The 16107-nt window shown below is 39.4% G+C and carries 13 protein-coding genes; 10 read left to right on the forward strand and 3 right to left on the reverse strand.

What is annotated here, in order from left to right:
- Window positions 1-31: 31 nt before the first annotated feature.
- Window positions 32-439, forward strand: coding sequence for an acyl-CoA thioesterase (locus G7B20_RS11375; protein WP_164111356.1), 408 nt, complete (start codon window positions 32-34; stop codon window positions 437-439).
- A gap of 31 nt (window positions 440-470) precedes the next feature.
- Here G7B20_RS11375 and G7B20_RS11380 read toward each other — a convergent pair whose 3' ends face one another.
- Window positions 471-845, reverse strand: coding sequence for a DUF779 domain-containing protein (locus G7B20_RS11380; protein ID WP_164111358.1), 375 nt, complete (start codon window positions 843-845; stop codon window positions 471-473).
- A 62-nt stretch (window positions 846-907) separates the two neighbouring features.
- Window positions 908-2410: an aldehyde dehydrogenase family protein gene (locus G7B20_RS11385; protein WP_164111360.1), complete on the reverse strand. Its 1503-nt coding sequence runs from the start codon at window positions 2408-2410 to the stop codon at window positions 908-910.
- 169 nt (window positions 2411-2579) lie between these two features.
- On the opposite strand from G7B20_RS11385, the gene G7B20_RS11390 reads away from it, so the two are divergent.
- On the forward strand, window positions 2580-3482 hold the full coding sequence (locus tag G7B20_RS11390) for a helix-turn-helix domain-containing protein (RefSeq protein ID WP_240452874.1): 903 nt from the start codon (window positions 2580-2582) through the stop codon (window positions 3480-3482).
- A gap of 6 nt (window positions 3483-3488) precedes the next feature.
- On the opposite strand, the gene smpB is transcribed toward G7B20_RS11390, so the two are convergent.
- Window positions 3489-3944, reverse strand: a complete 456-nt coding sequence (gene smpB, locus G7B20_RS11395) for an SsrA-binding protein SmpB (protein ID WP_164111361.1) — start codon at window positions 3942-3944, stop codon at window positions 3489-3491.
- Between the two features lie 337 nt (window positions 3945-4281).
- Between smpB and spt the strand changes: the two genes are divergently transcribed.
- The 8 genes from spt to G7B20_RS11435 all read left to right on the forward strand — a co-directional run bounded on the left by spt (window position 4282) and on the right by G7B20_RS11435 (window position 15027).
- Window positions 4282-5496, forward strand: a complete 1215-nt coding sequence (gene spt, locus G7B20_RS11400; protein WP_164111362.1) for a serine palmitoyltransferase — start codon at window positions 4282-4284, stop codon at window positions 5494-5496.
- A 28-nt stretch (window positions 5497-5524) separates the two neighbouring features.
- Entirely contained in the window at window positions 5525-6646 is a 1122-nt protein-coding gene (locus G7B20_RS11405) for a hypothetical protein (RefSeq protein WP_164111364.1), read from the forward strand.
- The gene (locus G7B20_RS11410) at window positions 6643-7641 is read left to right on the forward strand and encodes an NAD-dependent epimerase/dehydratase family protein (protein ID WP_164111367.1); all 999 of its coding nucleotides are present in this window, start codon (window positions 6643-6645) and stop codon (window positions 7639-7641) included. Before G7B20_RS11405 ends, G7B20_RS11410 begins: the two co-directional genes overlap by 4 nt.
- Window positions 7642-7651: 10 nt before the next feature.
- Window positions 7652-8359: a CDP-alcohol phosphatidyltransferase family protein gene (locus G7B20_RS11415; RefSeq protein ID WP_079645858.1), complete on the forward strand. Its 708-nt coding sequence runs from the start codon at window positions 7652-7654 to the stop codon at window positions 8357-8359.
- Complete coding sequence (locus G7B20_RS11420) at window positions 8349-8735, forward strand: GtrA family protein (RefSeq protein WP_164111369.1); 387 nt, start codon at window positions 8349-8351, stop codon at window positions 8733-8735. The genes G7B20_RS11415 and G7B20_RS11420 overlap by 11 nt, the downstream gene beginning before the upstream one ends.
- 130 nt (window positions 8736-8865) lie before the next feature.
- The gene (locus tag G7B20_RS11425; RefSeq protein WP_164111371.1) at window positions 8866-9231 is read left to right on the forward strand and encodes a hypothetical protein; all 366 of its coding nucleotides are present in this window, start codon (window positions 8866-8868) and stop codon (window positions 9229-9231) included.
- Window positions 9232-9352: 121 nt separating this feature from the next.
- Window positions 9353-10459, forward strand: coding sequence for an efflux RND transporter periplasmic adaptor subunit (locus G7B20_RS11430; protein WP_164111373.1), 1107 nt, complete (start codon window positions 9353-9355; stop codon window positions 10457-10459).
- 17 nt (window positions 10460-10476) lie between these two features.
- Complete coding sequence (locus tag G7B20_RS11435) at window positions 10477-15027, forward strand: efflux RND transporter permease subunit (protein WP_164111375.1); 4551 nt, start codon at window positions 10477-10479, stop codon at window positions 15025-15027.
- The last annotated feature ends 1080 nt before the right edge of the window (window positions 15028-16107 follow it).

The following is a 16107-nucleotide window of genomic DNA, read 5'->3' on the forward strand; positions in this document are numbered from 1 at the left end:
AAATGCTACCTTTGTAAAAATTTATTCGAAAATGACACTTGAAGAAAAGATAAATGCGTCCGAAACCCGCGTGTGTACAACGGTTTTTCCTTTTTTGACCAATCATCACGATACCTTATTCGGTGGTAAAGCAATGGCTATAATGGACGAAGTATCTTTTATGGCAGCAACGCGGTTTTGTCGCAAACGGTTGGTTACAGTATCAACAGATCGTATAGATTTTAAAAAATCCATACCTTCAGGCAGCATTATCGAAGCTATAGCACGCGTAGATAGTATTGGACGAACCAGTCTAAAGATAAAAGTGGAGATCTACCTGGAGCATATGTATGAAGAGGGCCGGGAACTGGCAATCCAAGGACTATTCACTTTTGTCGCTTTGGGCGAAAATAAAAAGCCAATTCCGGTACTCGAAGGTTTGGATATTGCCGAAGGATAGTTGCTTTTGGCAATACATCCCAATACAAGGATCAACTATTACGTATTATAGGTGATAAATCTTTAAGCTCTTGTTCTGTAAAGAGCCTATAATGTACTTTGAAGGTTTTTCCCAGAGGGCTTTCTAATGAAAATCCGCCTGGGCCAAAACCTTCAAGTACATCCAACGTGAAGTGAGCATGTTGCCAATATTCAAATAAATTGCGATCTACCCAGAATTCGTAGTCTTTAATATGACCGATTAATACATCGTTCATACGAGGGTAAAAGCTTCCCTTTTCAAAACACTGGGGTTGTGTTCCCTCGCAGCAACCGCCAGCTTGATAAAACATGAGTGGGCCATGTTTTTGTTCAAGCCTCTCTACCAATTGCAGCGCCTTTTTAGTAATAGCTAATCGTGAAATCATGATGTAATAGTTTTAGGTATATATCGTCCCTCGCGATACAACGAGGGACAATATATAGTATATTAAAAGAACCCCAATTTTTCCTTATTGTAGGATATCAGCATGTTTTTTGTTTGCCTGTAGTGGGCAAGCATCATTTTATGGTTTTCACGGCCTATTCCTGATTGCTTATAACCTCCGAAAGGTGCTCCTGCAGGATATGAATGGTATTGGTTGACCCATACACGTCCAGCCTGAATAGCACGAGGTACCTGATATAACTGATGGGCATCTCGTGTCCATACGCCTGCACCTAAACCATAGATCGTGTCATTGGCTAGTGCAATAGCTTCTTCTTCGTCTTTAAATGTAGTGACGGCAAGAACAGGACCGAAGATTTCTTCCTGAAATATGCGCATTTTATTGTGGCCTTTAAATAGGGTCGGCTTGATGTAATAGCCTTCTTCAAAGCCTGGGCCTACGTTATTCTGATCCCCACCAGTCAACACCTCGGCCCCTTCCTCTTTGCCTAACTGGATGTAAGACATGATTTTGTCTTTTTGGATTTTCGAAGCCTGTGCTCCCATCATCGTAGTAGGGTCTAGAGGGTCTCCAACTTTGATTTGATTGACCCGGTCAATTACTTTAGCGATAAAGCGGTCGTAGATATCCTCTTGGATAAGAAGGCGGGACGGGCAAGTACAGATCTCTCCTTGATTGAGCGCGAATAGTACGGCGCCCTCAATGGCTTTGTCTAAGAAAGCATCTTCTTCATCCATGACAGAGCTAAAGAATATATTGGGCGATTTTCCCCCTAGCTCCAGTGTCACTGGGATAATATTTTCCGTAGCGTATTGCATAACCATACGTCCTGTTGCGGTAGAACCTGTAAACGCAGCTTTGGATACTTTAGGATTTGTAACGAGTGCTCTCCCTAATTCGGAGCCAAATCCATTGACTATATTAATAACCCCTGCAGGTATTAAATCTCCAATCAACTCCATTAACACCATTATCGAGGTGGGAGTGCTTTCTGCTGGCTTCAATACAACGGTATTTCCAGCTGCAAGAGCAGGGGCTAATTTCCATACCGCCATCAGGATAGGGAAGTTCCACGGGATAATCTGAGCGACGACACCGATAGGTTCGTGTACGATAAGAGAAACTGTGTTTGCATCGAGTTCTGTTAGTGACCCTTCTTCTGCACGGATTACACCGGCAAAATATCTGAAATGGTCAATCGCTAACGGAATATCTGCATTCAGGGTTTCGCGAACGGCTTTTCCGTTGTCAATAGTTTCAACAGCCGCTATATACTCTAGGTTTGCTTCTATGCGATCCGCTATTTTATTGAGGATAATACTACGTTCTGTAGCAGAAGTTTTGCCCCATGATTCGAAAGCATGAACCGCAGCATCTACAGCGAGCTCTATGTCTTCTTTGGTGGAATGTGCCACTTGAGTAAACACTTTACCATCTACCGGAGATACATTGTCAAAATATTTTCCTTGTGTCGGGGCTACGAATTTACCACCGATGTAATTGTCATAACGTTCTTTAAACGCTGGTCTCTTAATAGTATTCATATTATTAACCTTTTAGTGTTACAAATCTGTTTTATCAAATTTAGCCAACCATTTTTCTATAATGTAGTATTATTGGGTCGTACTGTAGCATTATCCAGTCAGCGGTGTAGGTAACGTTTTTTTTTTTTTTTACTATATTTGGTTGATTACCAGTTGTAAATTTTTTGATATGGCAAATAATACGATGGTGCAACTTCTGCCGTTTTCCAAAGAGAGCGAAATATCTACACTTGTTGAAAATAGACGGGCATTTACAATTGATAGTTTAGAACTCCATGTCTACGAGACCTATAAGCCGTCGGAACGGGTTCCACTGCGTTTTGATGATGTTGTCATGATCAATATGATACAAGGGAAGAAGGTAATGCATATTAATGATATGCATTCTTTTGACTATTTACCAGGACAGATGATTGTGTTGCCGGCCTCTGTGGGAATGAATATCGATTTTCCAGAAGCTACATATGGAACACCTACGCAGTGTACGGCCTTGACGATAAGTAGAGATCGGATCCAGAATGTCATGGATTATCTCAATGAGTTTTATCCAAAGGTCAGCATCGCAGGGAGCTGGCAATTGGACAATGAGCAATATCATCTTTATAATACGCCAGAACTAGCGCAGCTATTGAACAAGTTATTCCACATCATGACCAGTGTGGACCCATTAAAAAATGCACTCGCTGACTTAACATTTAAGGAGCTGGTTATAAAATTACTGCAGACGCAGTCTTTGCTGGCCGTAGAGTTGGGTAAGGCTACGACTACAGAGCTTGGTTATCTAAAAGAATTTATCCGGAAACATGTCTCGGAAAAGCTGTCGCTCGATACGCTCGAAAAAGTTTCTAATATGAGTAAATCCAGTCTCACCAGAATGTTTAAACAAGAACTAGGAGTCAGTCCAATGGAGTATATTATCCGACAGCGTATAAACAAAGCTAAAGAGTTGTTGCTAATAACAAAAAGTGTGAAGGAAGCCTGTTTTGGAGCAGGCTTTAATGATGTAAATTACTTTGTCAGACTTTTTAAGAATAGGGAAGGGCTCACGCCAGGAGCGTTTATCCTAAGCTAATCAGCTCTAATATTTCATTACCCGGTCGAGTTCACGTTTGCTTTCCCGCTCTTTTATGGTTTCACGCTTGTCGAAATCTTTCTTTCCTTGTGCTAAGGCAATCTCCACCTTGGCAAAGCCTCTTTCACTTATAAAAATACGCAAAGGAACGATGGTGAATCCTTTTTCTTCTCCTTTATCTTTAAGCTTTTTTAGTTCTTTTTTGCTGAGTAGAAGTTTTCTGTCACGTTTTGACTCATGATTGTAAAAAGACCCAAACGAGTATTCTGCAATATGCATGTTACGGATATAAAGACCGTCGTCGAAAAAAGCACAGAAACTATCGTTGATATTTGCTTTGCCTTCCCGGATGGATTTTATTTCCGTTCCTAGGAGCTGAATTCCGGCTATATACCTGTCAATGAGGTGATATTCAAATGATGCCTTTTTGTTTTTTATGTTGATTTGAGAGGATAATGCCATAACTATACTTAACTAAAGTACAAATGTAGTAAATTTGAAGGTTGATAGGGCCAATAATGCCAAAACCTATTGTTTGTTTATTAACAATAATTTAACTTTATGATATTTATCTGCTTTTTGGTAGTGGTTTATACTGCAAAGTTTTGTAAGTTTGCACGTTTTGCAACTAGATTAGAAATAAAGTATATTAGGAGAAAAACATACTAGGGCAATGTTAGATTAACGTCATTTGTTGATAAAAATTGTTTGCCTTAATGTAGAATTCTTACTTTTGACGATTATTTAGGTTTGGTCAAAAAGTTAAATAGTAATCGCGTTAAATAGAAATACCTATAGCATGAGCAAGGGAAAGTTAAGTGAAAGAACATCAAGTTTTCTAAAAAAGGAATTAGAGCCAATAAAAGCGAACGATTTGTATGCTTACTTTAGGCCTATTCAATCAAAGCAAGACACGGAAGTCATTATCGATGGAAAACGTGTATTGATGTTTGGATCAAACTCTTATTTAGGATTAACTACTGATTCTCGTATTATCGAAGCTTCGCAAGATGCTTTAGAAAAATACGGAACAGGTTGTGCTGGATCCAGATTTTTAAACGGCACGTTGGATATTCACGTGGAACTGGAAGAGAAGCTAGCTGAATATGTCGGTAAAGAGGCTTCTATCTTGTTTAGTACTGGCTTTCAATCTAATTTAGGCCCCTTATCGTGTCTTACGGGACGCAACGACTATATTCTTCTTGATGAAAGAGATCATGCTTCTATTATAGATGGAAGTAGACTTTCTTTTTCTAAGGTGATCAAATATGCCCATAATGATATGGACGACCTCCGTGCAAAAATTTCAAGACTACCGGAAGATAGTTTTAAATTAATTGCAACCGATGGTATTTTCAGTATGGAGGGTGATATTGTAAAACTGCCTGAACTCGTAAAAGTAGCCGAAGAGTTTGATGCGGCTATATTATGTGATGATGCGCATAGTCTAGGTGTGATCGGAGAAAAAGGTGCCGGTACAGGTAGTCATTTTGGACTGACTGATCAAGTGGATTTAATCATGGGTACATTCAGTAAGTCATTAGCATCTTTAGGAGGCTTTGTGGCTGCAGATAAAGAGACCATTGAATATCTGAAGCATAGAGCAAGATCGTTAATGTTCAGTGCAAGTATGACTCCTGCTTCAGTAGCTTCCACGCTAAAGGCTTTAGAGATTATACAGACTGAACCAGAGCATATTGAAAAGCTATGGGCTAATACACATTATGCAAAGAGATTGTTGATTGAAAACGGATTTGATTTGGGAGATACGGAAAGTCCAATCTTACCTATTTTTGTCCGCAACAACGATAAGACTTATATTGTAACCAAGATGTTACAGGATAATGGTGTGTTTGTAAACCCTGTCGTAGCACCGGCAGTACCTGCAGAAGAATCGTTGATTCGTTTTTCATTAATGGCAACACACACCTTTGATCAGATTGACGAAGCTATCGACAAGATGGCAAAAGTGTTCAAAGCTTTGGAAGTAGAACGATATAAAAAAGTTATATAGATAAGATCTCATCCATTTTAAGACGGCCATGATAACAATCATACCTGTTGAAACAAAAAAACAACGTGCGGAATTTATAGATTTTCCGCATGATTTGTATTTAGGGGAACCGAATTACGTGCCAGAGTTGTTTATCGCGCAAAGTGATCTGTTGAATCCTAAGAAGCACCCTTTTTACAAACACTCTACAGCACAGCTCTTTTTAGCCTATAGGAATGATAAAATTGTAGGTAGGATAGCGGCGATCTGGAATAATCACCACAATTCTTTTAATAATGTTGCTGAAGGGCAGTTTGGATATTTTGATTGTATTAATGATCAACAGGTAGCCAATAAATTGTTTGACGCTGCTTTCGCATGGGTTAAAGAAAGAGGAGGAAACAATCTTGTTGGCCCGATAAATTTGTCAACAAACGAAACTTGTGGCCTATTGGTTGAGGGCTTTGATATGCCGCCAATGGCAATGATGCCCTATAATTATTCCTATTACTTAGATCTAATCAGTAATTATGGTTTTGAGAAGAAAGTTGATCTTCTGGCTTACGATGTGAAGACTGAAACCGCAAGTACCCGTGCGGTACAATTGATGGATAGATTGGAGGAGCGCTTGGGGAGATCTGGTATTAAATTAAGAACAATCAATCTTAAAGATTTTAAAAACGAAGCAGCTAAAATCAAATCGGTCTATAATAAAGCTTGGGATAAGAATCTAGGCTTTGTGCCAATGACGGATGAAGAGTTTGACTATGTCGCAAAAGATCTAAAAATGATTGTAGATCCTCGTTTTTGTATTATAGCTGAAAAAGAAGGAGAAATAATCGGCTTTGCTGTAGGGATACCTAATGTCAACGAAATCCAAATAAATATAAAGCGAGGTCGACTATTGCCAACAGGTATTTTTAAGTTATTGTTTGGTAAAAAGAAGATAAAGTCGCTAAGGGTTTTGATGCTTGGAGTTCTAGAGGGCTACCGAAAATTAGGAATTGAAGCCTGTTTGTATGGAAGAATTATCAAAAACGCTAAGCCAGCAGGGGTACGCGGAGCAGAATGTTCTTGGATGTTAGAAACAAATTATTTAATGAATCACGCTATTGAACAAATCAATGGTGAACTATACAAACGCTATCGTTTATACGAGAAGGCGATATGAGGAAAAAAATATTCATAACAGGTGCAAGTGGATTTGTGGGGTCACATCTTGTTGAAGAGGCGAGACGTCAGGGATTTGAAATCCATGCAGCTGTAAGAAAAACCAGTAAGATCGACGACATAAAGCAATTTGTTGACGTGTTTGTATTCCCCGACATGAATAATGTTGACGAACTCGAATCATTATTCCAAAAAGAGAAGTATAACTATATTATACATGCAGCAGCCATGACCAAGGCAAAACGTGAAAGCGATATGCTTAAGGTTAATGTTGGTTATACAGAAAATATTTTAAAAGCTGCCAATACTGCAAGCGATACTTTAGAGCGTATTGTATATGTCAGTAGTCTCGCAGCGATAGGACCTATCGAGTTCAACAGTGCTACTCTAATAGCCGAGAACTCCCCTTATAATCCCGTGACGGTGTACGGTCGTAGTAAAAAAGCCTCTGAAGAAATGATTAAAGCCAAATTTGCTGCTAGTCCAATTTCTGTGTTAAGGCCGACTGCCGTGTATGGACCACGTGAGCGAGATCTGTTTATCTTATTTGATACCTTAAACAAAGGACTTGATCCTTATATTGGTGCAAAGCCGCAGAAGCTAAGTTTCGTGTATGTAAAGGATCTTGTAGAAAGTATTTTCAAGGCTTGTACTAAGCCGCAAGAAGGTCTTCAGTTTTATAATATTACGGATGGTCATGTATATTCTAGATATGCTATGGCCGATGTATTTAAAAATACATTCAATCGAAAGTCTTTTCGTCTACATATTCCTTACTCGATCGTGGCATTTATCGCTAAGGTCTCTCAGTCACTATATACAGGGTCTGAAAAAACACCTGTGTTGTATCCAGAAAGGTTGGGTGAACTGACTGCAGAGAATTGGGGTTGCGACATAAGCAAGGCACAAAAAGAATTGGCTTTTGAACCTAAATATGATCTTTCCTCTGGATTGAGGGAAACGTTGTTGTGGTATAAATCTAATAATTGGCTGTAATAAGATAGATATGAGCAAACAGGAAATAAACAAAAAATTGTTTCAGGATAGAAAGCGTACAAATATACTGAGCGATCCAGAGCAGAGATTAATTAGCTATTTGGTACCACGTATACCAGAGCGTATTACCTCAGACGGATTGACAGCGATTGGTTTTTTTGGATCTTTAATGATTCTAGTGAGCTTTTTGTTAGCAGAATATGTCAATAGGGATCTGTTACTATTGGCTATACCAGGTTTCTTTATCCAATGGTTTGGCGACTCTCTAGATGGTAGAATTGCTTACTATCGTAATAAATCGCGTAAATGGTATGGCTTTGCATTGGATATTGTGATGGATTGGGTTAGTACGGTATTTATCGGACTCGGATATATTCTATATACTGTAGGCGATTTTAAATATCTAGGATTTGCGCTGGTAGCTCTTTACGGATGGGCCATGATTATATCTCAATTACGGTATCGAATTACAGATAAATATACTATCGATGCTGGATTATTAGGACCAACTGAAATAAGAGTTGTTGTTTGTCTCGTATTACTTGTTGAAGTTGTTTTTAAGGGGACTATCGACTATAGCGTTTTGGGAATTTGTGTCATATTGTTTTTTATCAATATTGGTGATACAATAAAGCTTCTAGCTGTGGGAGATGCTAAGGATAAAGAAGAGAAGTTGGCTAAGCAACAAGCCGAACAGGCTCCAGAAGATGGCATTTAGAGTTAAAGAGTTTTTTAAAGCACAGCTCTCCGCTTTTGTAGGAGGGCTTTTTGATTTTGGAATTTATTCATTCTGCTATAAGGTCTTATTAATTTCTGCTCCTTTTTCGAACGTCGTCAGCGGAAGTTTAGGAGCTATTATCAATTTTACGATTAATAGATATTGGTCGTTCAACAGTACTGCAGTTCCTTTAGCAAACCAACTGTGGAAATTTATTGTTGTGGTCGCCGGTAGTATCTTTCTAAAATCTACGGGTATTCATTTTCTTGTAGATGTTTGGCACTGCCATTTTCTATTGTCAAAAGGTGTTGTGGAGATAATTGTTTCCTTAGGTTTTAATTTTACGTTACAGAAGTTCTGGGTGTTTAAAAAGTAGTAAGTCAATATCTGCAAAGAGACATATTTGTCAAAGAAAAGTCTGAACTGTCTATATGCACCGCTTGGATAACAGCTTTTTTACATAGGACTACGCCATTCTGTAGTTTGCTTCTTTATATTTGCGGCATATGTTGCGAATACTACACTTTCTAGCACTTTTCGGCTATCTCAATGTACTCTGTTATGAGGTGAAGTATTGTAATGTTTTGGATTTTACTCCAGTCGCTTCTAGCGAGACATTGTTGGAAGTTGTATTGGAAGAAATCTTAGAGATGACACATCCCGAGCAACACGATAATCTTCCAAATATCTTTTTTGATGACTACCGTATTCTTATGCTGACATTGGGGGTACTACCTGTTATTTTATTTTTTTGCTGGTTGGATAGAAAGTTATTTCTCTTCTCCAAAGAGATTGATCATCCTACCTACGTTTCTAAAACGTTATGTTTGCCAGGATACTATACGTTTCTGTATAGATTCCGGCCATTCTAATTTTTACAATCCCATTTTATTTATTTAAACGTAATACATGTCAGGTCTAGTTTTAGGCTGGGCATACGCTTGTTACGTCTTTTATTTGATTTTTTACTAAATAATCTATTCATAATTAGCTATGAAGAAAAGAAAGTTGATGTATCCAGTATTTGGATGCCTTTTATTTGCCGCGTCATGTACAGCTAGCAGTAATGAAAACAAATCGGAAGAACAAGCTAGAATTGTTCCCGTTACCGGGCTCCTGCAAATGGATACCACTATTTATAAAGAGTATATCGCCGATATACAATCACAAAGAAACGTAGAGCTTAGGTCAAGACTAGCAGGTTTTTTAAATCGGATCTATGTGGATGAAGGGGCCTTTGTCCGTAAGGGGCAAGTATTGTTTGGACTTAACGATGAAGAATATAAAGCTGATTTTGCGCAAGCAGAAGCTGGCTTGAACACCTCGAAAGCTGAAGTAAAAAAAGTTGAATTAGAGCTGGAAAGAACAGCAAAATTGGTGCAGAAGGGTATCATCAGTAAAACAGAACAGGATTTACTCAAAGTACAACTTAGAGCGGCGATCTCCAAAGTCCAAGAAGCCGAAGCAATCCTGAATCAAGCACGAACCAAGTTAAGCCATACGCAGATTCGCGCACCTTTTGATGGGCGTATTGATCGGATTTTACTTAAAGAAGGATCTTTATTAAGTGAAGGGGCCTTGATAACTTCAATCTCTGATTTAGAAAAAGTAAATGTTTACTATAATATTTCCGAGTCAGAATATCTTGCTATTGCCTCAGATTCATCATTTAACAGAAATAAGTTTAAGCAAGAAGTACGCTTAATATTAGCCAATGGTGATCTATACCCTTATACTGGTATTGCTGAAATCGTAGAAAGTGAGTTTGAAGCCAGTACGGGGTCTATTTCCTTGCGAGCGAAGTTCGATAATCCAACAGGTCTATTAAAGCATGGGGCCTCAGGACGTATAGGTGTGCCGACACAAACGGGCAAGCTCACCTTTGTGCATCAAAAATCGGTTTTCGAAATTCAAGACAAAGCCTATGTCTACGCAGTCAAAGATAATAAGGTTAAGATGATTCCATTTAGGAATGGGCAACGCGTTGGACACTATTATATTGTAGAAGATGGGCTACCAGCAGATGTGCAAGTTGTTTTCGAAGGAGTTCAGTCTTTGCGGGATGGTATGAGCATACAACCAAAACCAATTAACAACTAGAAACGGAGGCGATTTAGATGTTTGAAACGTATATCAGAAAACCAGTGCTATCACTGGTGATCTCAATTTTTATTACGCTGTTAGGACTTTTGGCATTATTTACATTGCCGATTACCCAGTTCCCGGATATTGTTCCGCCTTCTGTCGTGGTGACTGCCAATTATACAGGGGCTAATGCAGAGGTAAGTACAAATGCGGTAGCTATTCCGTTGGAGCGTGCCATCAATGGAGTAGCAGGGATGACCTATATGAATACGGTGTCTACCAATAATGGAACAACTTTGATTCAAGTCTTTTTTAAAGTTGGCGTGGATCCAGATATTGCGGCAGTCAATGTGCAAAATAGAGTAACTACTGTTTTGGATGAATTGCCTGAGGAGGTAATCAAGGCCGGTGTTACTACAGAAAAGGAGGTAAACAGTATGTTGATGTACCTGAACCTCTATACGGATGATGCTACGGCTGATGAGCGATTTATTTACAATTTTACCGATATTAATGTACTCAAAGAGCTGAAGCGTATCGAAGGGGTAGGCTTTGCTCAGATTATGGGAATGAAGGATTATGCCATGCGAATCTGGGTCAAACCAGATCGGCTATCGGCGTATGCAATTTCTACAGAGGAGCTCGTTACGGCATTAAGGAGACAAAATATAGAAGCAGCCCCAGGTCAGACTGGAATTAGTTCGGATAAAGCGGTGAATATGCAGCAGTATGTACTCCGTTATCCAGGTAAGTTTACCGAGGTAAGTGAGTATGAAAACGTACCTATTCGAGCGAATGCTGATGGTTCAATTATTCGAATTAAGGATATTGCAGATGTCGAGTTTGGATCTTTGGACTATGAGATGGTATCCAAGACTGATGGAAGACCTTCTGCTTCTATTATGTTGAAGCAGCTCCCAGGGTCGAATGCCCAAGATGTAATCCAAAGTGTGAAGGATAGGATGGCCGAACTTAAGGAGTCGACCTTCCCTCCCGGCATGACCTATACGATGGGGTACGATGTGTCAAGATTCTTGAATGCATCTATATCGAGTGTGTTGATCACCTTGTTGGAAGCGTTTATTTTGGTGTTCCTAGTTGTGTTTATCTTTCTTCAAGATTTTAGAGCTACCGTAATTCCTATTTTGGCCGTCCCCGTTAGTTTGATTGGCGCGTTGTTCTTTATGCAGATGATGGGATTCTCTATTAATCTATTGACCTTATTTGCATTGGTACTAGCTATTGGAATTGTGGTTGACAATGGGATTGTCGTCGTCGAAGCAGTATATGCGAAGATGGAAGATGAACATCTTCCGCCATTGGAAGCAACAATTGCAGCGATGAAAGAAGTAGGAAGTGCAGTAATTGCGATTACTTTGGTGATGTCTGCGGTATTTATTCCTGTCGCATTCCTGTCTGGACCAGTAGGGATTTTCTACCGACAGTTCTCACTCACTTTGGCGGCCTCTATCGTTATCTCAGGGATTAATGCGCTTACCCTTACACCAGCCTTGTGTGCTTTAATTCTGAAATCACCACACGATAAGAAAGAAAGTAATGGTTTGTTGTCCCGTTTTTTCAAAGGATTTAATGCCGTATACGATAAAATAGGGGGCGGATATAAAAATCTATTGTCACGTATTGCTGGACGTAGAGTAGTTACTTTGGGTGCTCTCGCAGTGATGTTTGTTCTTACCTGGGGATCGGCCGCTATTCTACCTACAGGCTTTATTCCAACCGAAGATCAGGGAATGATTTATGTAGCAGTGACTACTCCTCCGGGTGCAACAGTAGACCGTACCGAAAAAGTTCTTGATGAAGTGGACCGTATAGCGAGAGAACTAGATATTGTAGAGACTGTATCGACCTTAGCTGGATACAGCATCGTGACCGAGGTTTCGGGCTCATCCTATGGGATGGGGATGATTAATCTGAAAGCATGGGATCAACGTGATGAAACCGTGGATGATGTCATGAAGGTTCTTCGAGAGAAAACCAGTCATATAGCAGATGCTACTATTGAGTTTTTTCCACCTCCCACTGTACCCGGTTTTGGTAACTCTTCGGGCTTCGAGTTACGGTTATTAGATAAAAGTGGCAATGAAGATTTATCAAAAACCAGTCTTGTCCTGAATGATTTTATTAAAGAATTGAATAACGATGATGTAATCGAAAGTACCAGTACAACATTTGATGTTAACTTTCCACAGTATATGCTTGAAATCGATTATGACCTAGCTGCCAAGAAGGGGATATCCGTTGAGAATTCCATGAATACCCTTCAGACTCTTTTGGGGAGTCAGTATGCGACAAACTTTATCCGTTACGGACAGATGTATAAAGTAATGGTTCAGTCGGATGCTTTTTCACGTCAAAAGCCAGAAGATGTATTAGCATTGTATGTTAAAACGGCCGATGGAGATATGGTACCTTATTCCTCTTTTATGACCATGAAGCGGGTTTATGGACCGGAACAAATTACACGCTATAATATGTTCAGTTCTGCTATGATTACAGGTCAAGCGGCGGCAGGGTTTAGCTCAGGGCAAGCTATTGAAGCCGTAGAACGTATTGCTGAAAGTCTACCGCAAGGATATGAAATCGAATGGTCAGGTATGACACGAGAGCAAAAGATATCCGGCAATCAAGCAGGCTACATCTTTTTATTGTGTTTAGTATTCGTTTATTTGCTTTTAGCAGCGCAGTATGAGAGCTTTTTGCTGCCCCTACCTGTCATTCTTTGTCTGCCAGCTGGAATCTTTGGAGCTTTTATATTCTTGAAGGTTTTTGGACTCGAGAACAATATCTATGCACAGGTAGCTCTGGTCATGCTTATCGGACTATTAGGTAAAAATGCGATTCTAATCGTAGAATATGCTAATTTAAAGTACAAGCAGGGTATGGACATCTTTACTGCGTCTGTAGAGGGGGCGGTAGCACGGTTAAGACCTATTTTAATGACTTCGTTTGCATTTGCTGCAGGGCTCATTCCGTTAATGCTGGCTAGCGGTGCCGGTGCTGTAGGGAATAAAACCATCGGAACGGCCTCGGTAGGAGGGATGGTGATTGGTACTATTTTAGGTGTTATCGTAATTCCTGGATTAGTTGTATTATTTTCAAAGAAAAGCAAATCTCAAAAGATAGGGCAGGTTGTTGCTACCTTAGCAGCTTTCTTTCTAATATCGTCTTGTACAGTCCCTAAGAAGGTTGTCAAATCAGATATAAGTACTGAATTGAAATCGGATGCGAGTAGTGTATTGTTGGATACAGTTTCTCTTGGAAACATCCCTTGGCAGAATGTGTTTTCGGATTCATATTTAAAAAGTCTTATTGATACGGTCTTAATAAATAATAAGGATCTTAAACAAGCTATTCATAGGATAGAGGTAGCACAAGCTAATTTTAGGCAACGTAAGGCCGCATCGTTGCCTACATTGGACGCGGCGGTAGAAGCGGGTTTAAAAAAGTACGGTCATTATACAGAATCGGGTATAGGTAACTACGATTCTAATTTCTCGGAAAACCTAAAGACTAACGAGAAGCTTCCCGAACCATTTATCCCCGATTATTTTGTAGGAGTACGCTCGTCTTGGGAGATTGATATATGGGGGAAATTAAGGAATGGAAGAGAAGCTGCATTTTTAGGTCTTTTAGCTGAAAGTGAGACAAAACGATTGTTGGAAACAGAATTGATCAGTAGTGTTGCATCAGCGTATTTTGAGTTGGTAGGACTTGATCAAAAGGTCAAGGTTTATGAGCAAAATATACTTTTGCATGAGCGCGCATTGAGTATCATTGAAGCACAAAAGGAGGCAGGGCGTGCTGATGAATTAGGTGTACAACAGTTTAAGTCAATTCTGGCGGAATCCAAAGGACGTAGAGCTTTGGCATTACAGGAAATCGTAGGATATGAACATCAGATAAACCAACTTTTAGGACGTGTTTATCAACCTATAAACCGAAGTAGCGAACATGTGTCAAATCATAAAATATTTGATGAATTGCTGGTCGGTAACTTAGATTTGTTGTTTAACAATCGTGTAGATATCAGGAGAGCTGCATTAGAATTACAACGTAATTTTAGTGAATTAGAGGTGGCTCGTCTATCTTTTCTTCCTTCGGTAGCTATCAGCCCTTATTTCGGACTACAAAGCTTTAGTATAGATCAACTTTTCAATTTGGATAAATCTGTTGCTTATGGTGTTTTGGGGAGTGTGACAGTGCCAATTTTCAGACAACGGGAGTTGAAATCTCAATATGAGATAATGAAGGCAAATTATGGGGTAGCATTTTTAGAGTATGAAAAAATGGTATTGAATGCGGTCAACGAGATTTCATTGGCATTACATACGCAGCGTGCTATCGTTGAGCGCGAAGTGTTAGTGCACGATCAAGTTGAGGCCTTGGAATCAGCAATTGTTGCGGCAGAAGAACTATTTATTGCCGGACGGGTAAATTATCTAGATATTGTAACGGCGCAAAAAGATGTTATCGTTGCACAAGAGGCAAAGGTTGATGTTTTGAAAGAAAAAATGTTAAATCAAATTGTATTGTATAAGGCTTTAGGTGGCGGTTGGAAATAATAGAGTAAGTTTTTGAAAATGAAAAGACTCCCCATTTTGGTGGAGTCTTTTTTATGAACAACAGGATTCATTGTTGCTCGGTATAGGTGACTTAGCTCAAGATCAGGAGTGTCAGGTTGTTTTTGGGGATGCTACTTATTTAGAGGTAATACAGGATGTGGTTGCGCGTAAAGGAGCGAATTGGATTTGTTTGGATGAAACGGAGATAGTTAATACATGTGTTTCTTTTATATAAGTTCTTTGGTGGTATTTATATCCGAGTTTAATAGCTAATAGAACCGATGCATATTCTAGTTTTATAGAGATTTTCTAGTGATATAATAGAGGGTTTGTAGAGGGTTCATAGAGGTAAAACACTATTTTCTCTCTAGGATCCCTCGGTTAAAATCGGAGTGTTATATATAAAGCCTGGAATTACCCTGCCTTCTGTGTTATCATAGGGACGAAGGGCTAGGAGAGGATGCCTGTTTTTCGTGCTTCCGTATATAGATATATAAGATACTACGGGTGCTGGTTCTTATTCCGGCCTTTGCGTGGGAAAGGAGCCGTGTTTCGATGATTTTATCCTTCAAATTTACAGCAAGTTAAGTCCGGTATAAATAAATAAGTCATGAAATATTAGGAATTGATAGGATTATTATCCTATCTTTGCACCACTCCGCAAGGGAGGAACGGTCGGATCTTAGGACGAGACCATGAAAAAAGAAGGGTTTAAAGTTATTTAAACGCGGGAATACAAGAAAAGACGCTGAAATAAATTTTCACATTTATTTTGGAGGTTTGAAAAAGATTCCTACCTTTGCAGTCCCAACGGAAACGAAGGGCAACAGAAAAAGTAAAAAAGTCGAGCCTTCGGGTGTAGAGATAAAGCAGAAGCGCGAAGCGGATGCGATAAAGTTCTTTAAAAAATGATCATGTAACGTAACGAGTAGTGTTGAGAAACGACGAAAGTTAAAAATCAGCCATTTGGTCCTAGAATCAGAAATTATAATAAAGACAATTCTATTTTCATAAATAGTCTTGGTCTTACACTTCATTTTACAATGGAGAGTTTGATCCTGGCTCAGGATGAACGCTAGC

Origin of the sequence: Sphingobacterium sp. xlx-96, assembly GCF_011007365.1 — a bacterium.
In the GTDB taxonomy this organism is placed as follows: Bacteria; Bacteroidota; Bacteroidia; order Sphingobacteriales; family Sphingobacteriaceae; genus Sphingobacterium; species Sphingobacterium luzhongxinii.

Bases quoted from the DNA above. Each gene is read 5' to 3' on its own strand.
- G7B20_RS11375 (WP_164111356.1), top strand. From the start codon at position 32: ATGACACTTGAAGAAAAGATAAATGCGTCCGAAACCCGCGTGTGTACA.
- G7B20_RS11380 (WP_164111358.1), bottom strand. From the start codon at position 845: ATGATTTCACGATTAGCTATTACTAAAAAGGCGCTGCAATTGGTAGAG.
- G7B20_RS11385 (WP_164111360.1), bottom strand. From the start codon at position 2,410: ATGAATACTATTAAGAGACCAGCGTTTAAAGAACGTTATGACAATTAC.
- G7B20_RS11390 (WP_240452874.1), top strand. From the start codon at position 2,580: ATGGCAAATAATACGATGGTGCAACTTCTGCCGTTTTCCAAAGAGAGC.
- smpB (WP_164111361.1), bottom strand. From the start codon at position 3,944: ATGGCATTATCCTCTCAAATCAACATAAAAAACAAAAAGGCATCATTT.
- spt (WP_164111362.1), top strand. From the start codon at position 4,282: ATGAGCAAGGGAAAGTTAAGTGAAAGAACATCAAGTTTTCTAAAAAAG.
- G7B20_RS11405 (WP_164111364.1), top strand. From the start codon at position 5,525: ATGATAACAATCATACCTGTTGAAACAAAAAAACAACGTGCGGAATTT.
- G7B20_RS11410 (WP_164111367.1), top strand. From the start codon at position 6,643: ATGAGGAAAAAAATATTCATAACAGGTGCAAGTGGATTTGTGGGGTCA.
- G7B20_RS11415 (WP_079645858.1), top strand. From the start codon at position 7,652: ATGAGCAAACAGGAAATAAACAAAAAATTGTTTCAGGATAGAAAGCGT.
- G7B20_RS11420 (WP_164111369.1), top strand. From the start codon at position 8,349: ATGGCATTTAGAGTTAAAGAGTTTTTTAAAGCACAGCTCTCCGCTTTT.
- G7B20_RS11425 (WP_164111371.1), top strand. From the start codon at position 8,866: ATGTTGCGAATACTACACTTTCTAGCACTTTTCGGCTATCTCAATGTA.
- G7B20_RS11430 (WP_164111373.1), top strand. From the start codon at position 9,353: ATGAAGAAAAGAAAGTTGATGTATCCAGTATTTGGATGCCTTTTATTT.
- G7B20_RS11435 (WP_164111375.1), top strand. From the start codon at position 10,477: ATGTTTGAAACGTATATCAGAAAACCAGTGCTATCACTGGTGATCTCA.